Source organism: Isoptericola sp. NPDC019571 (assembly GCF_044389385.1).
Classification (GTDB): Bacteria; Actinomycetota; Actinomycetes; order Actinomycetales; family Cellulomonadaceae; genus Isoptericola; species Isoptericola nanjingensis.
The window spans coordinates 112,444-131,897 of the sequence record NZ_JBIRXZ010000003.1 but is presented as its reverse complement, the minus strand read 5'-3'; the positions used below and the strand labels follow the sequence as shown (position 1 = coordinate 131,897).

The 19,454-nt window shown below is 67.3% G+C and carries 7 protein-coding genes and 1 riboswitch; of the genes, 4 read left to right on the top strand and 3 right to left on the bottom strand.

Annotated features, from left to right (window positions below):
- Window positions 1-53: 53 nt before the first annotated feature.
- Genes ACH443_RS06335 through ACH443_RS06325 form a run of 3 tightly spaced genes read left to right on the top strand, consistent with a single transcriptional unit; the run spans window position 54 to window position 6,225 of the window.
- Entirely contained in the window at window positions 54-1,349 is a 1,296-nt protein-coding gene (locus ACH443_RS06335) for a DUF6361 family protein (protein WP_430589792.1), read from the top strand.
- Window positions 1,349-3,142: a hypothetical protein gene (locus tag ACH443_RS06330; protein WP_430589791.1), complete on the top strand. Its 1,794-nt coding sequence runs from the start codon at window positions 1,349-1,351 to the stop codon at window positions 3,140-3,142. Before ACH443_RS06335 ends, ACH443_RS06330 begins: the two co-directional genes overlap by 1 nt.
- The gene (locus ACH443_RS06325; protein WP_430589790.1) at window positions 3,139-6,225 is read left to right on the top strand and encodes a helicase-related protein; all 3,087 of its coding nucleotides are present in this window, start codon (window positions 3,139-3,141) and stop codon (window positions 6,223-6,225) included. Before ACH443_RS06330 ends, ACH443_RS06325 begins: the two co-directional genes overlap by 4 nt.
- Window positions 6,226-6,357: 132 nt before the next feature.
- Here the strand turns inward: ACH443_RS06325 and ACH443_RS06320 are convergent, their stop codons facing one another.
- The 3 genes from ACH443_RS06320 to mobF all read right to left on the bottom strand — a co-directional run bounded on the left by ACH443_RS06320 (window position 6,358) and on the right by mobF (window position 17,684).
- The gene (locus ACH443_RS06320; RefSeq protein WP_430589789.1) at window positions 6,358-10,929 is read right to left on the bottom strand and encodes a DEAD/DEAH box helicase; all 4,572 of its coding nucleotides are present in this window, start codon (window positions 10,927-10,929) and stop codon (window positions 6,358-6,360) included.
- Complete coding sequence (locus ACH443_RS06315) at window positions 10,926-14,090, bottom strand: hypothetical protein (protein ID WP_430589788.1); 3,165 nt, start codon at window positions 14,088-14,090, stop codon at window positions 10,926-10,928. Before ACH443_RS06315 ends, ACH443_RS06320 begins: the two co-directional genes overlap by 4 nt.
- Before the next feature lie 255 nt (window positions 14,091-14,345).
- Window positions 14,346-17,684 (bottom strand): MobF family relaxase, encoded by a 3,339-nt coding sequence (gene mobF / locus ACH443_RS06310; RefSeq protein ID WP_430589787.1) that lies wholly within the window; start codon window positions 17,682-17,684, stop codon window positions 14,346-14,348.
- Between the two features lie 744 nt (window positions 17,685-18,428).
- A riboswitch (SAM riboswitch) is annotated at window positions 18,429-18,547 on the top strand.
- Between the two features lie 8 nt (window positions 18,548-18,555).
- On the opposite strand from mobF, the gene ACH443_RS06305 reads away from it, so the two are divergent.
- Window positions 18,556-19,281 (top strand): hypothetical protein, encoded by a 726-nt coding sequence (locus ACH443_RS06305; protein WP_430589786.1) that lies wholly within the window; start codon window positions 18,556-18,558, stop codon window positions 19,279-19,281.
- The last annotated feature ends 173 nt before the right edge of the window (window positions 19,282-19,454 follow it).

Here is a 19,454-nt window from a genome sequence, read left to right as displayed (position 1 = left end):
TCGAACGCTGACTCCGCGCGCCTCTTGCTGGAGTGTCTCGTAGCCTCCGAACTATGGCGAGCGGCGTAGCGTGGCTGAGTTTCGATGCGGAGCAGCAGCGTCGTACCCAGCTGATGCTCGCTGCCCTCTCGAGCCAAGGCACAGTCGACGAGCTCGGTTTGGGCATCATTCGGGACTTGATCGCACGCGCCCTCCATCCTGGATTGACCGTGCTGCATCGGCGGGCCAAGTACCTCCTCTTCATCCCGCGCGACTACCAGCACCTACCTGCTACATCGGTCGAGAAGATGTTGGCCGAAGGCAGACGCGCCGAGGCGCGCAGGATGAAGGCTCTCGTCGATCACTACCGCGGCCACCCAAACGACGGAGATGACTTTGGCATCATCGGCCGGCGTCAGGGCGAGCTCACCCAGCAGCTCCCTAGCGCTATGTACTGGAGCCTCCTACGCCAGTTAGAGATCCTCCGCGAACCTGGCTCTCTTGCCGACTACTGCCGCCGCAGGGTCGATGCTGCCAGGCACCACGCCGCGCGCAGCGTCCTGCACGAGGAGGGCGAGGTAATCGAGGCTGATACCGGACCTTGGGCGGAACTACCGGAAGAAGATCTCGACGGCTTTGCGCTCAGCCGTGACGAAGCGGAGTGGCTCCAACTCCGGTTCCTCGCCTCCGAGCACCGCTCCGGCGATCGGCGCTCCCTGGTGTCCTGGCTGCTCGACCCCACTCGCGACGTCTGGTGGACTGACGTGCGGAACCCCTGGGAGCACCCCGATCGGGACAAGTTTCCGGCCGACACGGCCAAGGCCATGTATCTCGGGCGTGACCTCGACCAGTTCATCCACAGCGCACGGATCACCTACAACTACCTGTGCGCAATGGGGCGGCCAGATCAGAGTGAGAAGCGCGACGAGCTGATAGCCAAGTACGAAGCAGCGATGGACGACTGGCGAGCCTCCTTCGATGAGCAGCACTTCACCTCCACACGGCTCACGGAACTCGACGCCTGGGCACGAAAGTCGCTCACCGCGGCACGCGTCCCGGCCGCCGCTCACCAGCGCTGGGATTTCACCTACGCTTTCCTCCGCAGATGGCTCACCGCCGTAATCACCACCAGCAACGTGCTCAAGAGTTCAGCGGCTGCTGCCGTGCTCAAGGACCGCGAGACCTGGCTCAAGCAGGGCCGGGCGCGACTCGGAAACCCGGAGCTGCTGCGCGCATGGGCGGGCGATTCGGGCTACTTCCATCTCGACTACAACTGGTCGATCGCCATGCTGATCTGCGGTGATATCCACGGTCACGGCAAGGGGGACGGCCTCGGCACCGCACGACGTATGACACGAGAGATCGCCTGATGCTCGGCCTCGATCAAACTGCCCTCCTGCTGGACGGACTGAAGCCGCCGCCCGGCATGGAGATCGACGCCGCCGTAGGGACCACGTTCACGCTCGACCTCACAGCGCTTCTGGCAATCCCGGTTGCGGCCACGCTCGCCTCCGACGAACAGGACGGCCCCGACAGCGCAGACCTTTTGGAGGTCGTTCGCCGCCACGCCGACCGCACGGTTCTGTTCTGCCAGGCGGGCGCGATTTCCGTCCCGCCCAAGTATCGCGCCGCACTGACCTTCGTCGAGCAGAGCGTGGTGGAGGCACGGAAGCCGACCGGCGGGATCTTCCATCCGAAGGTCTGGGTGGTCCGCTTCGCGAGTGCGGGCTCCTACCGCCACCGAGTGCTGGTGATGAGCCGGAACCTCACCTTCGACCGGTCCTGGGACGTGGTCGTGCGGCTCGATGAAGAACCCGACGCAGAGCAAGCGATGGACAACGGAGGCATCGTCGAGTTCGTCCGCGCGCTCCCCTCCTTTGCAGCGCGCGACCTGACCGAGGTCCAGTCGAATCTGGTGGCAGATCTCGGCGACACCCTGGCGACTGCGACGCTTGCCGTCCCGGCTCCGTTCGAATCTGGGTCTTTCGCCCCCTTCCTGAGCGGCAGGGACGGCCAACCGTTCCGCCACAGCTGCGACCACGCCCTCGCCATCTCCCCGTTCCTCTCGGAAGACGCCACACATTCTTTCGTCGACACGGCTACCAGCCGGGCGTTGGTGATTTCGCGGCCTGCAGCACTCGACGCATCCGCCGACGGGGTGCGGAGTGCTCAACGCGTGCTCCGGTTGAAGGACGCAGTGCTTGACGCTGAGCGCACGATCGATGACACCTTCGACACGACGGGATTGGATGACTCTGGGTGCGGAGCAATGCTGCAACTGCGCGGCCTGCATGCAAAGACCTATGTCCAGGACCATGGTGACCAGGCGTCTTGCTGGATCGGCTCGGCCAACCTGACGGCCGGGGCGTTCTCGACGAACGTCGAGATGCTGGTGCGGCTGACCGGACCAGTGGGCGACGTCGGAGTGGATTCCCTCCTGTCGCCCAGCCCGCAGAAGAACAATCTCTCGTGGTTCGTCGAGGATCATCCATTGCCGGTGACCGGCAAGGACTCTGACGCCGAGGAAGGCGTCAGCGAGCTCGAGGGCCATGCCTTCGACGTCGCCTCCGGCGAGATCATGCTGACACTGACTCCAGCCGGAGAGCATTGGGATGCGGTTCTGGGCATCACGCCGTGGCAGCTCCCGGCGGGCATGTCCGTCCGTGCCCGACTGCTGTCCCTCCGCAAGGAGCAGGGCGTCGAGGTGGTCCAAGGAACGGCCTCGTGGCCGGCCATCCCGATGTCGTCGATCACGCCGTTTGTCGTGCTGGAAGCTCGTGGTGGTGGCCACGTAAGACACGTACTCGTGCGGGCCCAGCTCGCTGGCGACCCCGAGGACCGACGGCGCAGCGTGATCGCCAACGCCATCGCTTCTCGAGACGACTTCCTTCGCTACCTTGCCGCGCTCCTCGGGGCCGAGCAAGGGTTCGGCTCCGCCGGGTTGGGCGAAGAGTTCTTCACCGGAGGCTGGATCGGCGGGGGATCGAGCCGGGTTCTTGAGAACCTACTCGTGACGGCGTCACGCAACCCTGGTCGCTTGGCGTCGCTCGATCAAACGCTGAAGCAGCTCCGTAACCGTGCCGATGTTGCCGAGATCGTCCCGGAGGACTTCCATCAGCTCTGGGAGGCCGTCTACGCCGTCCGCAAGGGGGTGATCGGATGAGCAGCAAGCGCGGAACCCGCCCTGATCAGGAGCTCGACGCAGCCACCGAAGGCCTGAAAGAGTTCCAGCATGCAACCGTGCGAACGGTCGTCGACGCTCTCTATGAGCAGGGCAGACCGCGTTTCCTGGTCGCCGACGAGGTCGGACTCGGCAAGACCAAGATCGCCAGGGCTGTCGTCACCGAGACGATCAGGCGGCTGTGGAGCCGTGATGACGTCGACCGGATCGACATCGTCTACATCTGCTCCAACAGCCAGATCGCGCGTCAGAACATCGAGGACCTCCGGGTAATCGGCACGGCAGCCCGCAGCGTCGACCGCATCACGATGCTGCCCAGCGCTCTAGCCGACCTGGCCAAGGCACCTGTCAACGTGGTCGCGTTCTCGCCGCACACGTCCCTAAAGTTCGGGCAGGCCGGCGGACGAGTGGGAGAACGGGCGATGCTGCTCCACCTCCTTTCGCACCAGAAGGCAGCGGGCTCGATGATGTCGCGCTCCGGTGCGAAACGAATCTTCGAGCTGTACGCGAAGAAGAGCTTTGACGGCGAATACGCCTGGGCCCGCAGGGTCCACGTTCCGGACCATGTCGCCGTCGCATATCGCAAGATCCTCGAACGTGACTCTCTCCTCGAGAAACTCGACTACTACTCCGACGGCCGCCGATACTTCGATACGACTGAACTCGGTACGTTCGTCGGTAGACTGCGCCGCGCATTGGCCGAGGCCTGCATCCAACTCCTCACCCCGGACCTGATCATCCTCGACGAGTTCCAACGATTCACCGAAATCATGCATGGTCACGGTGAGGATGCCGAGCTGGCCCGCCTGCTCTTCGAGCAGCCCACGGCCAAGGTGCTGCTGCTCTCAGCCACGCCGTACAAGATGCTGACCAACGCCCACGACGACGAGAGCCACTTCGAGGGCTTCGAGAAGACCATCGGCTTCCTTCTCGGTCCCGGGCAGGAGCATCAGTCCGAGCGCCTGCGCGCGGCGCTTGGCGAGATGCGTCAGGGAGTCCTCGGCCACCGCGACCCCACCCGCCTTGCTCAGGCGAAAACCAGAGCGGAGTCGATCTTGCGCTCAGTGATGGTCCGCACCGAACGCCTCGCTGTGGCTCGCGAGCATGACGGCATGCTCGACACCGGCACCAAGTCCATCTGCCCCGTGACGAAGGCCGATGTCGACGCCTTCATCGCCACAGACCGCGTCACGCAGGTCCTCGACCGGGTTCCCTCCATCGTCGAGTATTGGAAGTCGGCACCGTACCTGCTGAACTTCATGGACGAGTACAAGATCAAGTCCGAGGTGAAGGCAGCGTGGGCCTCCGGCGACGCCAAGGTGGTCAAAGCGCTCGACGGCAAGCACATGCTCGATTGGCCCACGCTGTCACGGTATGGCGCGATGGACCCTCGCAACGGCCGCGCGCGATGGCTGATCGACGACCTTCAGCGGCACAACGCCTTTGACCGGCTCTGGCTGCCTCCGGCCCTGCCACAGACTGAGCTTCGCGGCGCATACGCCGACACGGTCGGGTTCACCAAGCGGCTGATCTTCTCCGGCTGGGGGGTCGTACCCAAAGCCATCGCTGGCCTCGTGTCCTACGAGTTCGAACGCCGCCACCACGGTGCCAACGCGAACTATCGCCAACCGCACGTTTCGCGCCTCACGCTGCCCGCGTTCTCCGAATCGACCAGCGAGCGCTACACCACACTTGCGCTCTTGCTGCCGTGCTTGAAGCTCGCCGAGCTGGGCGACCCGCTCCGCGTTGCGCGAGTCCGAGGCCTGGGGTTGCCCGTTCCGATGGATCAGCTGCGCGAGCATGTCTCGGCGGACATCGAGGCGGAGCTGCGTCCGCTGCTCGAGGGAGCACCAACCAGCGGACGCCCGCTGAATATCTGGTACCCGGCGGCGCTCGCGTCCTTGGACCCAGGGTTGCTCGACCTCCGTCCAGAGGCCTTCTTCGGTGAAGCGCCGGAGGGCCGGGGCCTCGCCGACCACCTCGATGGGCTTCGCGCCGCGATGGGCGAACCGACCGGATGGGGCCCCGCTCCCACTGACCTCATCGAGAGGCTGACCGACCTGGCGATCGCTGGCCCGTCGGTACTGGCGGCAAGGGGCCTGACACGGCTGCGCAGTCGCTTCCAAAGCGGGTTTGATGACGTCACCGTTCGCGCCGGTGCCGCTGCGATCGGCTGGGGCTTTCGGAGCTTCTTCGACACCGCCACCTGCCATGCGCTCATCACAAGCGCGTCCCCGAACGGCGACTACTGGACGCAGATCCTTCGCCATAGCCTCGACGGGAGCCTGGGCAGTGTCGTCGATGAGTGGTTCCACCTCGTTCCGGACCAATGCCGGCTGGGGCCGTCGTCAGAGGGCGTCCTCGGGAAGATTGTCGGGGCGATTGTGCGGGTGCTTCGCCTCCAAGACGGTCGCGTGTCGGCCGACTTCTTCAGCGTCAGCACACCCGGAGCCGAGCCAGAACGTGAATACATACGGACCCACTTCGCGATGCGTTTTGGCCAAGCGCAAGGCCAAACGGCCGACGGCGAGAACCCGGTCGACGTCCGGAACGCATTCAACTCACCTTTCCGCCCCTTTGTCCTAGCCTCGACGTCGGTCGGACAGGAAGGTCTCGACTTCCACCATTACGCACACGCGATCGTCCACTGGAATCTCCCCCACAACCCCGTCGACCTTGAGCAGCGGGAAGGCCGCGTCCATCGATACAAGAACCACGCTGTCCGGAAGAACATCGCCGCCGCACACGGAGCCGCTGTTGACGTGGTCGAGTCGGACGACCCGTGGACCCGACTCTTCGAGCTCGCCGACGACGGCGCCGGCGACATGCGCCCATGGTGGGTGTTCACTGGCGACGCCGCGATAGAGCGGCTCGTTCCGACGCTGCCCCTCAGCGCTGAGGTTGCGCGACTTCAGGAGCTCGTCAGGGCCACCAGCCTTTACCGGATGACACTTGGTCAGCCCAGACAGTCCGAACTGCTGGAGGTCCTGGACGGGCTGTCCCCCGTGGAGCAACAGCGGGTTCGCGATGCGATCTCGATCAACCTAGCCCCACCAGCTAATTGATCCGATGAAAGGGCACCACTTTTCTGCGCCGAAGCCCGGCACGGTCGCGGCTTAATATATGCTCGCCGGACGCAGCGATACCCGCCGGGAACCTCCACCGCCGATGCCGGCCGAAACTCCATTGCGCCGAATTCACAACAAGGCCAGAACATGATTTCGTCGCAGTTCGTCGTGGAACACCTGGTTCCTATAAACCCTCAGGCACCGGTTACAGCTCGTCTCGGGACCACACTCGCACGACTCGACGCGGCGGCGCATCCCGCTCACCACACCCTCGAAGTTCTCGGCGATCCGACGAACCAGCCCGGCCCCTCCGGGGACTGTGTCGAACAGGACGAGCGTGTGGTCGGGCAGCAGTACAGAACCGTCGAGGTCGTCCCGAGTCACTTCGAGCGCGTCAGCTGCCCCTGCGAGGAGCCCGTAGAGGACACTCCGCGCCTGTTCGATCGACACGATCCGCGGTAGGTCGAGGAAGAGCGCGTCAGTCTGGAAGTCGTGGCCCAACGCCCGGAGCTGGAGCGGGCCGTCGCATGGTCGCCCGTTCAAAGGGCGTGTATGAGGCTTCCTCTTCCTCGTGCCGCTCAACGCGAACCCCTGGGCGGCGTATCCGCACCAGTCGCAGATGGCGAACCGCGCGTGGCCCGGACCTTCGTTGAGGACCAGCATCGTCGCTCGGACACACAGCTGCCACGTAGCTGTCCCGACGTCGGTGGGCGCCTTGCCGCTCTCCGTCACCTCGCCACGGTCGAGCACGGACATCCGCGACGACCAGCTCGAGCGCGGACGCGACATGGTGACCGGCTTGATGTCCCGTGAGGCGACGAAGCCGAATTCTGGCTTGACGAACTGGCGCGGTGTCCCCGTGCGTGGCGTGTCGCACGCGGGGCACGCTGGGCCGGGCACACCGTTGCTGACCTCGACATGCTGGCAGGCACCGCACACCGCGTAGTAGCGGCTCACGAGATCACGCTTCGGCAGGCGGTAGATCCCCGCCGATTCGATGATCTTCCCCATCGCGACGATGGCTCCGCCCGGTGCGTACTCGTTGATGGCGACGGTCAGGTCTCTGGAAAGGTCGAGCATCGAGGCGCGCGCATCGACGTCCCCGGAGACCTTGAGCTCGACGGTGTCCACGGGAAAGCCGTACTTCGGTAGGACGTTCTTCCGCGCGAAGTAACTGAGCAGCTGCTGCCTTCGCAATGTCTGGAGCACTCTCTTGACGGCGTCCGCGCCCCGGAAGTTGCTGGCCTCGACGTCGGCGGTCAACCGTTCTTCGAAGTAGGTGACGTCCGCGCGATACAGTTCGCCGGCTTCCGCGACGATCAAGATGAGCTGTTCCGCCCAGGTGCCGTCCTCGACCCCGACATCTACCTGGACCGGAGCAGGCAGGACCCGCTGCAGCGCATCGAGGACGCCGGGAGGGCTCGACCTGAGAAACTCCCGGAGCAGGTCCTCCCCCGATGCCGAACCGTCGGAGTCGTAGAAGTCGGAGACGGAGCTGAAGACCTGGCCGTAGTTCACCGCACGCTCTCTGAAGAATGCAGCGAGGGCTATCGAGTGGGCGTGCCGTCGATCGACCCGGACGTTCTCCTCCACCACGATCGGTGCTCGGACCTCGCCTCGGATGATCTCCTCCGGGCGAAGGAACATGGATTGATCGTGGCTCCGCATCTGGGCGAAGGTCACGACCAGCGCTGCACTCTCCGTCCGGCGGCCGGCGCGCCCAGCACGCTGGACGTAGTTGGCGGTCGTCGGCGGCACGTTGCGCAGGAGCACGCACTGAAGCTCACCGACATCGACACCGAGCTCGAAGGTCGTCGAGCACGACAGAACGTTGATGTCCCCGACGCGGAACTTCTCCTGCACCTCGGTCGCAGTGTCACTGGTGAGCTGGGCGGTGTGCTCGGATGCGTTCAACGAGTGCGCCGGCATCGACGTGTAGAGCCGCGCGTAGTGGTCGCGCGGATCTGGCTCGGCCCCCGTGGGCTCGAGGATTCCGGCACACCAGTTGGTCGGGCAGACACCGTGCACCGAGACAGACGTCCGACGTCGACAGACGGAACACCGCCACGCGGCGTCGCCGGGCCGGACGCACTGCCATCGAAGTGCGTCCGCGTCGATACGCCAGACCGGACCTCGACGAGGGTCGTTGACAGAGGTCAGCCACCGTGGACCGGCCGGACTCGTCAGGAACTTCCAGATCCCGGCGAGCAGAGTGGTGGGATCCTCGCTGCTGCCCAGCGCAGCGAGCACCCGGCCGAGGTAATCGAGTCGCCGGTTGCTCCGAGCTCCGGTCGAGGGCAGCCAAGCGAGCACAGAGGCTTTCGACTCCGACTGACGCTCGCGAACGTAGACGGCACGGTTGCGGGGCGCAAGCATCGGGTCCGCGAGATCGACATTGTCGTCGGCGGGAGCCACCGCCCCCTGGATCCGCAATGTCTGGGCGAGCACGTCGAGAAGGTCCCACGCCTCGTCGTCGGACAAACCGAGGCGGCGCAACGGTGTTGGAGCTGCCATGCGTGGACGCACGAGTCGTACACGGGCGAGGCCCGTGCCCTCGAGGGACGTGCGCTCGTCGCCCTCGATCATCTCGCGCTGGAGCCACGTCGCGACCGCCTGTCGTTTCGCGAACGCTGTGGCGCGTTCCTCGAAGAGTCCGGCATGTTCCGCCTGTTTGCGGGCGACGGCGACGACGTCGGATCCGGCCAGCTCCTCGTCGCGCTCCTTGGCGAGGGCAAGCATGAGGACCCGCCGCTGCAGCAGTGAACCGTACGAGTGCTCCAAGTACGGCGCGGCGAACGCGGCCTGCTGACGCGAGTCGCTGAACATGAGCAGCTGTCGTCCCTCACCCGGCGAGAAGTTCTCGGCGTTCGTCGGCAGGTGCTCGTACACGGATGAGGCGATGACCGCGGCGGTCGCGTCTGCGCCCGAGGAGAACCGGCGAACCTGTCGAGGCGCGCGACCCCCGCATGCGACACACCGGTTCAACTCCCCCCGCGCGTCGAGGCGAATGACACGCCGGAGCGTTGTCGCGACGGAGCAACGGCGGCAGGTCAGGTCGTCCTTGCCGCCGAGCGTTCCGCAGCCGGTGCACAGCGTCGCGTGGTGTGGCGAATCGTCCTGGTCGGTACCTTCGTGGGCGTCGTCGTCCTCGTCAGCCCCGTTGGCCTCCTCGCCGATCACCAGCCAATGGCGTCCATCGTTCGTTCGGCTCTTCCGCGGCTCAAACACCTCGGCACCGTCGTGGCGCGTCACCGTCCCCGGGAGATGAATCTCGCCGCAGCGTTTGCACGCCGCGAGCTCGAACATGGGCGACTCGCACTCCGGGCATACCACGTGACGGGAGAACCGCACGTGCGGTCCCGTCTCTGAGAAACAGGCATAGGCACCCTCCACCGCGCTCACGAAGAGGTGATAACGAGCGGAGAGCACGGGCGCACCCTCTCGTCGGGGCACCCGGTGCGCTGCATCCACCAGAGTGACGAGCGCCCGCCGCGCGTCGCGTCTCTCTTCATCCGGGAACACTGCCCGTGCCAGGACATCGAGCGATTGGGGGCCTTCGGCCAGCCGGCGCAGCACCAGGCGCATGGAAGCCTCGTCCTCGAGCCGCCCCAGACCTCTTGCGACCAACCACTCCTGAGGATCCTCCGCTGCCGCGAGCCGATTGAGGGCCTCGGGATCAAGTGGACCCCAGGTCGGAGAGTCGGGGACCGGATGACGGTCCGCGACGACGACGTCCTGGCGTGTCGGATCACCGTCGACCCACTCGAACCGGGTGCCGAAGAGGCTCCTGCCGAACCGTGCCACGCGGCTCCAGTCAGCGCCGACGGTCGCGGATGAGGCGAGGCACCGAAGCTCGGTCCCTCGCCCGACTCGGTCACGCAGGCGACGCAAGAGCATGGCGATCTCGGCACCCTTGATGCCGTCGTAGACATGTGCCTCGTCCACCACGACGAACTTCCACGTCCCCTGGAACTCGCCCTCGAACAGTGCGAGGTCCCGTGGCCGCAGGAGCAGGTACTCGAGCATGGCGTAGTTGGTGAGCAGGATGTGCGGGGGCGTCTTCTGCATGGCATCGCGTGAGACCAGCTCGTTCGGCAGCGGCTCCTCGCCGTACTGCCTGACGTACGCGTCTCTCGCGTCCCGCTCCGACTGCCGCGTGTCCCCGGTGTACCGGCCGAACGTGATCTCGGGGGTATCGGCCAGCAGACCGCGGAGCCGCTTCAGCTGGTCGTTGGCCAGGGCGTTCATCGGGTAGAGGACGAGAGCGCGCACGCCCGGACCGAGCACGCCCGCCTCAATCTCCCGTACGAGATGGTCGAAGACCGGAACGAGAAAGCTCTCCGTCTTCCCGGAACCCGTACCGGTCGCGACGACCACATTTCGATCAGCCACTGCCTTGCAGATCGCCGCGTCTTGATGCGCGTACAGCGGCCGGTCGCCAGGTAGGCCTTCCGAGAACAGTCGGCCGAAGGTCGGCGCCAGGATCCCGGCATCGACCAGCTGTCTCAAGGAGCGCCCTGCCCGAAATGGCGGGGTCATCTCGAGCAGGGGGCCACGCGAGATCGCTTCCGTGTCGCGTAGCGCCCGGTCGATCGCCGATCTGAGCGACTCGTCCCGCAGCGGAAGTAGCGAACCTAGGTAGCGGGTATAGGTGTCGACAACCGACTCGCTCGTCGCGATGGGGTCGAGTGCAGACGTCATGCATTGCTCCCGGTGACTGCCGCATCGGCGCGGACGAGATCGAACGTCGTGATGTGTGGAGCGTGCTGCGCGAGCGCGATGTGGTGCTCACGATGCCGCGCGCTGAGCATCGCCGCGGACGTGTCCCCGTGTGCGGCGAGACGCGCGATGAGCGCCAACGCGACCGACGCCACGGGGAGCGCAAGGACGCCGTCTTGCGTCAAGCGGGCGTCGACGAGCGGGAGCAGCCTCGGTCGAGTCGTCAGAAGGTGATTGCGACAGTCCGCCACGACTGCCATGGCGCGCTTCGCTGTCCTGGCGAGGTCGACCCTTGCCTCCCACAGCTCGTAGGCCGCGACTGTTGCCGAGTCCTCATCGAGGAGGAGCGCCGGTACCGGAGCGAGCTGGCTGTACAGCACCTTCAGCAGGTGTGGGCTCTTCAGGAAGTAGGTCTCGAATCTGCAGAGCTGGGCGCCGGGCTGGAGATCGCCGCCCCATAAAGGCTCGATCTCGCTACCTAGCGCCTCCACGATCGCTGGTCCGAGACCACCGAGGCGCTGTTCTTCGTCACATAGGTCCGCGGATGCCGCGAGGATGCCGGCGAGTGGCGAGCGTTGCATGAGTTGCTCCGCGAGGTCCGGCCGAGACAGCTCTGAGACCGGTGTGGAGGCGAGTCCGGCACGAACAAGCGCCTGGACGACGGCACTCTCGCTTGCCACGGTCTCGAGTACTGCGACCAGCGACCGAACTCCGCCACGTCGGACCATGGCGTCGACGTCGGACCGGCGTTCGTTCCTTACGTGCCGCCGTATCGACGATGTACCGCTGACCTGGATCGCACGTGCGAGTGACGTGACACTCGTGTCACCGTCCAGCGTCAGCTCGTTGGCTCCCGCAAGCACCCCGGAAATCGCGCGGACTTCGGATTCGGCGCTGAGCGGGTCCCAGGGCAGGTCGAGGTCGTAGACGTCGGCTCCCAAGGACGGGAGCACATCGGCGGGTTCAGGAGCCCACTCGTTGGCGACCCGGACCTCGACTCGCAAAGGCCCCGACGTGAGCATGGCGTCGCCGAGGACTGCTCGTCCTTGGTCAAGCGGCTGGACCGATCCAGCCTCCCAGGGAGCGACCAGCCGGTACACGGCCACCTCGAGTTCCGCCCCGGCAAGGCCATCGACAGCAATGGTGTTCCCCCTGATCGTTGCCGACCTCGAAAGCTGTGGTGGGCGTAGCTCAGCGATCGGCACGAGCGGGTCCGGTCCGAGCCATAGAGTCCCGGCGCCAGCCTGCACGACGTGATCGGTCAACCCGGCGAGAGGGAAGGTCGCGAAGGTCCGCGTGCCATTCCGCGGCGGAACGATCTGGGTCATGGCAGCCGACTTCAGGACGAGACGGTGTGAAACGGACGGGTCGAGTCCTCGGACGCCCAGTTCGAAGCTCGTCAGGTCGTCGGGGACGAGTTGGAGGCGATCCGTCTCCCATCTCTCGGCACGACCGTCCAGAACGACCGACACTGCGATGTGCGGAGGCTCCACGAGGAATGGGACCCCTTCGACAATGACGTGCCGACTCGTCTCATCCGGTCGGAGAGTCGTCGAGGCAAGGGTTTCGAGGCCCCGCGCGATCCTTCCGGTGGCCGGTGTGAGTCCACCGCGATTCTCGAACGTGCGTCGTCGTGGCCGATAGGCGACGGCCGCGTCCTCGATGATCGCGACACGTTGCTTGACCCCTTTCCCGAGAGGGCCACGGACCTCGATCAAGTAGTCACCGATTACCGGCGTCGGCTTCGTCGGCACAGCGATCGTCGCGCCGTCTGTGGTCAGGCGTTCGATCTCGGCTCCTGACGCATCGCTGACGACAACGGTCCAAGCGTCGTCGACTCCGGTCCGGGGCACGACGAGACGGGGGCGGGCTGAGTACACGGACTGGTGGTCACGTGTGGAGATGCCCTCGAGGGCATCCCCGAGCTCGATACGCGCCTTGTCGTCCCCCGCGACCCTTCTGGCGCGGCCACCGCGCAGGCGGATACCCGAGCCCGGTGCGAGCCGTGCGGAGAGGGAGCGCCAACCGTCCCAGCCGAACGGAACGTCCCGTTCGTCCCCGACAAGATCCTGGCCCTCAAGGGTCCTCGGTGTTCCGAGTGCCTGCGCCCACATCACGATGACGGATCCCGCCGGGATCGCCGACGTCGGCGGCACCAGGCGTTGCCGACTGTCGAACACCAGCAAGGGATCGTCGGAACGCACCAAGGGGATCGTCGTGGACGATCCAGCCCTCTCGACGAGCACTTCGCGCACGGGAGCCCCGATGTCGAGGATGTGGCCGTCCGTCGTGGTCCTGCCTTCCACAAACGGCACGCTCGCCTCGACCACCTGTGTCGAACCGCCTGAGCTGACTCGCCACTCGACGGAACGTCCCTCGACGGGAACTGCCGGAGGCAGGTGGACGATGACCGATCCATCTGCAGAGAGCGCCACCGAAGGCCGGATGGTAGCGGCGTTGCGCGCAGGCATCGCCCTCAGCTGCGGCATCTCGGCGAGCAAATCCGCAAGTCTCGAAGCCGCTCGACGCGGCAGTCTGTTCTCCGAACCGTCGATGAGGTCGATCACGCGTTCGACGTAGTCCGGTGCGAAGTCACCCCCGTACTTGAGGAATCGTGTGAGCGCCTTAGGTTCGTCCACAAGTGCGGCGGACGACAGCCGCGCCCACTCGACGAAGGTTTCTCCCGTCATCGCGGTGTCGCGCTTGCGTCGACGGAGCATGAGCTCGAGGAGCTCATCAAGGTGATCCAGCGGCACCGCTCCGTGGAGCAGGACCGGCGTGACCCACCGCATCCCTTCGGCCTCGGAGAACGTCGGCAGGCCCAGGCGAGAAAGACACGACTGGTACTCGCGTGTCGCCTGGGTCAGTTTCGCCGTGCTGACGCGAAGTTGCTCAGCGACCTTTGCGTAGAACGTCGACTCCTGCCACGAGCGCGCCCCCGCGGAGGTCAAGCAGATGGCGAAAAAGGCTGGGTAGCGTCGCCCGACCGCTCCGGGGTCACTCAACGAAAGTGTCCCGCCGAAGATCCTCTCTGCGCGCTCCAGTTCGTCGTCATCAATGTCGAACTCGGCGATCAGTGAGACGCCACGGAGGGCGTCACGCCAGACGGGCTCGCGCGCATCGATCCACTCACGGGAGGACACGTTCCCCACTCGCCCCTCTCGGCTACCTGTTCCTCGTGAACCCGCGGCTCACCCTGCGCGAGAACGCAGGACTGGCCCCCGGCTGAGAGCCGCGAACCCCCACACCGCTTCGTACCGGACATTCCGTGCGACGTCATCACCCACTGGGTCCATCGTCGCCCCAGTCACGAGATTTCACCCGCGATCTCGCATGGCAGTCCGCTTCTTGGGTTTGTCCACCATCGCCCCATGCCTGCCTCGTTCGGTATGGGTGTCTCACGACATCGTGACGTCCGGCCGCCCATGTCTGTGCCGACGATGACCGGCACCCGCTGTCGACGCAGATCGACTCCGCCCGACGCCAGCTCGGCTGGGACCTCTATCGCTCTCGACGGCGTGCATCTGCGCCTCGATGAGCGCGCGACGCTCGTCCAGGGCACGGACAGCACCTTCCGGCAACGGTCTGCGGGCGGCGGCAATGCGCCCGCCGACGAGGTCGGGCTGCACCCCACGCAGCGGTCGAGCGGTCGCACGGGCCAGGCGCGCGGTCAGGACTGCCGCGACGTCGTCGGCGTCAAGAAGGGTGCGCCGGGTGACGAGGCGAGGCAGCAGCGCGTCGACGTCGTGGCCGTATGCCTCCGCACGCCGCAGTCCTGCCGCGAGGGTCCCGAACGCCTCGGAGTGCACCGCCCGATCGGCGTCGTCACGCGAGAGGCCGCGGGCGCTGCGCAGGGCACCACGAACGAGCCGGGTCCAGCGATCGCGTTGCGCGTCGGTGGCGATGGCCTCGTACTCGGCGGCGAACTGGGCGATGCCGGCCCACCGGTTCTGCTCGCTCTCGGTCGCCTGGTGTGCCGAGAACTCGGCACCGGTGTGGTGCAGCACCCCGAACAGGACGCTCCGCGCGGTGACGTCCGGGTCGGGCGGGGTGGCATGCAGCGGGTCTGGCCGGCCGAGCGCCACGTAGGCGGTGTTCGTCTGGCGGCCTCGGGTCATGGACACGTAGAGGTTCTCGCGGGTGCTCGACGGCGAGACGACGACGTGCGCGGTGTCGACGGTCATCCCTTGGGCGCGGTGGGCGGTCACGGCGTAGCCGAGGTCGACATGCTCGGCCACATAGCCCGCGGGCAGCACCACGCTCCCCCGGCGTCGGCCCTCGGGGCGGACCTCCAGCCCGCCGTCGAGGCGCACATGGGTCACCATCCAGCGGTCGCCGTTACGCACCCAGCCAGTCGGTCCCGTGCGAAGCCGGCGATCGTTGCGGCGCGTGACGATCACGTCGCCCGCGGACGCGCGCGCGTCGTCGTGCAGGACGACGTCGCGACCGGCCGAGGTCAGTCCGGAGCGGATGCGTTCCGCGCGGGCGCGGTCGTTGAGCTGTCGGACGGTCTCGGCGGACTCGGTCACGAGGATGCTCGCCCTGCCGTGCTCGGAGTCGTGGCGCCAGGCGGTGTAGGCGGCGTCGACCATCGCGTCGGTGCCGCCCTCGCGGATGCGGCCATGCGACTCGTACTGGTCGATGACGGCCGGGTCCCCGTCCCGCAGCCGCAGCGAGGCGGACTTCTCCCAGTCGTGCGCGAACCGGTGCACCTCGGTCAGCCGCGCCGCGTCGTCACCTCGCGCCGAGACCAGCATCGCGAAGGCGCCGCCCGCGTCCACGGACTGCAGCTGAGCCGGGTCGCCGACGAGCACCACCTTCGCACCCACCCGCACGGCACGGGAAGTGATCGTGTCCAGGGCCCGGGTGGAGGCGAGCGTGGCCTCGTCGACGATGACCAGTTGGCCCGGAGCGAAGTCCTTGCGCCCGCGCCGGTGGTCGTGGATCCACTTCGCCGTGTTGTCGCAACGAATGCCAAGGTCCTCCGCCAGCACCTGAGCCGCCGCGGCTGACGGTGCCATCCCCACGACGCTCCCCCGCCCGTGCGCCGCAATCCACCCCATCGCCAGGGCACACATCGCCGTGGTCTTGCCCGTGCCAGCCGGTCCGACGAGCAGGTCCAGCCGCCGACCCGACGCCAGGAGCTGCGCGACGGCGTGAGCCTGCTCGATGTCGAGCCGCGCGCCGTCGGGCGTGCGTCCAGCAACGACTCGCGACGCCGTCGTTCGGTCGACCGCTGGCCCACCGGCGTCGGCGGCGAGGAGCAGGAGCCGGTCCTCCATGGCCAGCGGTTCGTGGCTGGTGAACTTTCTCGCTGTGCTGCGGGCGCAGGGTGCTCGTCCCGTCGGGCCGGCGCATCGCCGCCGGGGTGCTTGCCAGCTCGCCCGGCGTGAGCTGGACCGTCCGCCGCGTGGCGGCGTCCACCACGAGCGCCACGACCCGCTCGCGGTCGGCGGCGGTCGCCATCCGCCAACCCATCGTCTGTCGGGAGGCTCCGCCCACAGGTTCCAGTGCGTCCAGGTGGCGCGCTTCTGCGAGACGACGTTGACGACCTGGGCGGAGACATCGTCGACCAGGTCAGGCGGGACGGCGTCCGCGCTAGGGACCGGTACGGACCCGCCGAGTGCCACGCGCCGCGCCCAGGCCGTCGGCTCCCTGCCGAGCAGGGGTTGCGCTCGACGCCACCAGTCCGCGGTCAGCCCCGCCAGGGAGTGGATGGTCTTCTCGGGGCGCGTCTCGAGCGTGGCCTGCGCGCGCAGCTTCACGACCTGCCTCGCGGACGGTCGGCGCCCGTGCGACGTGACGAACTCATCGATGAGGCGGCCCTTGACGACCTCGATGTCCCGGCTGCGGGAGGAGAACTCCGCCAGCAGCTCGTCCCGGACGCCGGCGACCTCCCACCGCGTGGACCGTTCGGGCCCGCGGTCGCGCCGCTCCCACCCGACCCCGAACGTGTTCGTGAGCCGGTCGGCAAGAACGGCGTTGTAGTGCTCCGACAGCGCGACGACCGCGTGGTGCAGGGCGCGCGAGTCCAGCGTGCGCCACTGGCCGTCGTGAGCGGCCTTGACCTTGTTCGAGATCACCAGGTGCGTGTGCAGTTGCGGGTCGTTCGCCCGCGAGTCCCAGTGGTCGTATGCCGTCGCCGCCACCCCCACCACGGGGACCTGCGCCACTCCCCCATGCCCCGTGCGCGTGGCCGCGACCTCCCGCTCGAGGAAGTCCAGCACCTGGCCGACCGCGTCGTGGTGCGCCGCGACGATCAGCTCCTGCGTCGTCGCGTCCGCCAACCCCCACAGCACCGACACCGACTTCGGCACCGAGAACGTCAGATCGAACCCTGCCGTCGCCGTCTGGCTGCCGCGCGCCGCCTCCTGCACTCGGATCCGCGCCACCTCGGCGTCGAACTCCGCCGCCGGCAGTGACCGGTCGATGCCATGGACCCGACGCGCGGCCCGATCCTTCGCCGTCGGGTACTCGCGGAACGGCCGCCCCAGCGGCTCACCGGAGACCGGGTCCACACCGTGCCCGAGCAGCGCCTGCAGCTGCGCCGGCGTCACCGTCATCCCCGCCTGCAGTGCGCCGTCGCCCAGGTGTTCGACGCCCCTGCCCATCCACACCCCGGGCGGCGTGCCCGCCTCGGTGAAGTACCTCGTGAACGCCGACGCCTGCGGCTCGTGCCCGTCCCCGGTCACGACCGACCGCAGCAGGTAGGCGTACCCCTGCCCAGCCGAGATCACGCGCATCGAGACCGTCACACCTGACAGGTGTGTCCCCGACGCCCCTCGCGGCCCTGAAGGAATTCCGCGCCGGTGGTTCTCTCCCGCTCGTGCTCAGCGCTGGCGGCCAACCCGGCGAGCTTGGGAGCGGCCCCCGGCGCTCCCAAGCAGCGGACGCATCTTCCGATCGGGTGAAATCCGCACGTGAACGCAGGCAGACGAGTTCTTTCGTGCAACGCTCCGGCGTGGGCCAATGGGCCGCTTGTCTGCGTCGGCACCCGTTACCCCAGCGGGACGCAGACACGCACCCGCATTGAACGTTGTAAAGGAGAGCAATGGGCTTCCTCAGCCAACTTTTCGGTGGCGGCGCCGACAGCAACGCCATGGAGATTGCGACAACGATGATCTGCGACTCGTGCGGCCGGGAGGTCCCGGAGGACGACGTGGTGTCGGGCATGTGCTCCGAGTGCTATGCCGATGATGACTCCGGCCCTCGGTACTGCTGCGGAGCGATCTACGAGGACGGCGAGACGACCTGCAAGAGTTGTGGCGAACCGCTGTAGGTATCCACGACCAGCTGTGATTCGGCCCGCCTCGGGTGCCAGACGTGTAGACGTCCGTTCTTAGTGGCCGTCGACGCGTCCTCCGGGACACGGACGGCGATCTCGGCGGCCAGGGTTGCCGAGCCGACGAACACGCACTTCGTCGGCGCCGTGAAGAGCCGACGCGCACGGCTGGAAAGTCCCTGTGCTAGCTTCCTGCCCAGGTCAAGAGCGATCAGCGACACGCCCTCCGCGTGCTGATCCGGCAACCGCGCTACCTCGCGCACGGTGCCTCGGAGGGAAGACCGGCCCGCCGCAGCCGCGCGGTGGGAAGTGCGATGGGAGACACGATGAGTCGCAAGTCCCTGCGCCCCGATGGTCACGTCGAGTGGCGCCCCGATCCCGCGACCGTCTCGCGGGCCACCGGCGCTGGCCGGTATGTCATTTCGGAGGGGCAGCTGTGCACCGCGTGCCTCGTCGGTGACTGGCCGATGAGCATGTTCCGGTTCTCCCAGACCCTGTGCGACGCCTGCCGCGCCCTGGACGGCGAGGTGACCCGTCGCGCAGGACTGGATGAGGGCCCCAGGGCCGGGCGCCTCGTCGGTGGGAGTGGGCGCATCGGCGGTCTGCACGACCCGTACGACTCCGACTGGGAGCCCGTCAGGCAGGCGCTCGCGTACCGGCAGGCGCGGCTGGCGAGCGTGTTCGTACGCGCGCGTGCGCTCGGGATCGTGCGGCTGGAGGAGGGGCTACCGGGAACGGCGCCGCGAGAGCTCGTCGGCTACGACGACCTGCGCGCGTATGCCCTCGTTCCGGACGCGATGCCCGACCGCGTGCGCAGGTACGCCGACTGGCTCCAGGCGCTCGATCCCACCGGCCATGCCGTCCGCGATCGTGCGCTGTCCGACGTCGATTCCCTCGCCGACTGGCTCCGGCGCAGGGAACGATACGTCCGGCGAGCACGAGCCCGCGCCGAGCTGGACCGCACCGCCCGTGTCACCGCACAGGTTCCTCGAGACCTGGCCCGAGCGATTGCCGGAGTCCTCAAGGCGGCAAGGGCAAGGTCGGTCCGGTAGGCCGCGATCCTCGACCAGGCTGGTGCGGCACCGCCGCCACACCTGACCGTCAGGGAGGCCTCCTGCCGGATGGCGGAGTGTGCCCGGCGACTCGTCGCTGTCCGCGGTCCGACGCCCCCACGCGAGGGCTGGCCGACGTCCGTGGTTGTGGCCTGGCGAAGTTCACCCGCCCG

Coding starts and splice junctions, on each gene's coding strand:
- ACH443_RS06325 (WP_430589790.1), top strand. CDS start 3,139: ATGAGCAGCAAGCGCGGAACCCGCCCTGATCAGGAGCTCGACGCAGCC.
- ACH443_RS06305 (WP_430589786.1), top strand. CDS start 18,556: ATGAGTCGCAAGTCCCTGCGCCCCGATGGTCACGTCGAGTGGCGCCCC.
- ACH443_RS06335 (WP_430589792.1), top strand. CDS start 54: ATGGCGAGCGGCGTAGCGTGGCTGAGTTTCGATGCGGAGCAGCAGCGT.
- ACH443_RS06320 (WP_430589789.1), bottom strand. CDS start 10,929: ATGACGTCTGCACTCGACCCCATCGCGACGAGCGAGTCGGTTGTCGAC.
- ACH443_RS06330 (WP_430589791.1), top strand. CDS start 1,349: ATGCTCGGCCTCGATCAAACTGCCCTCCTGCTGGACGGACTGAAGCCG.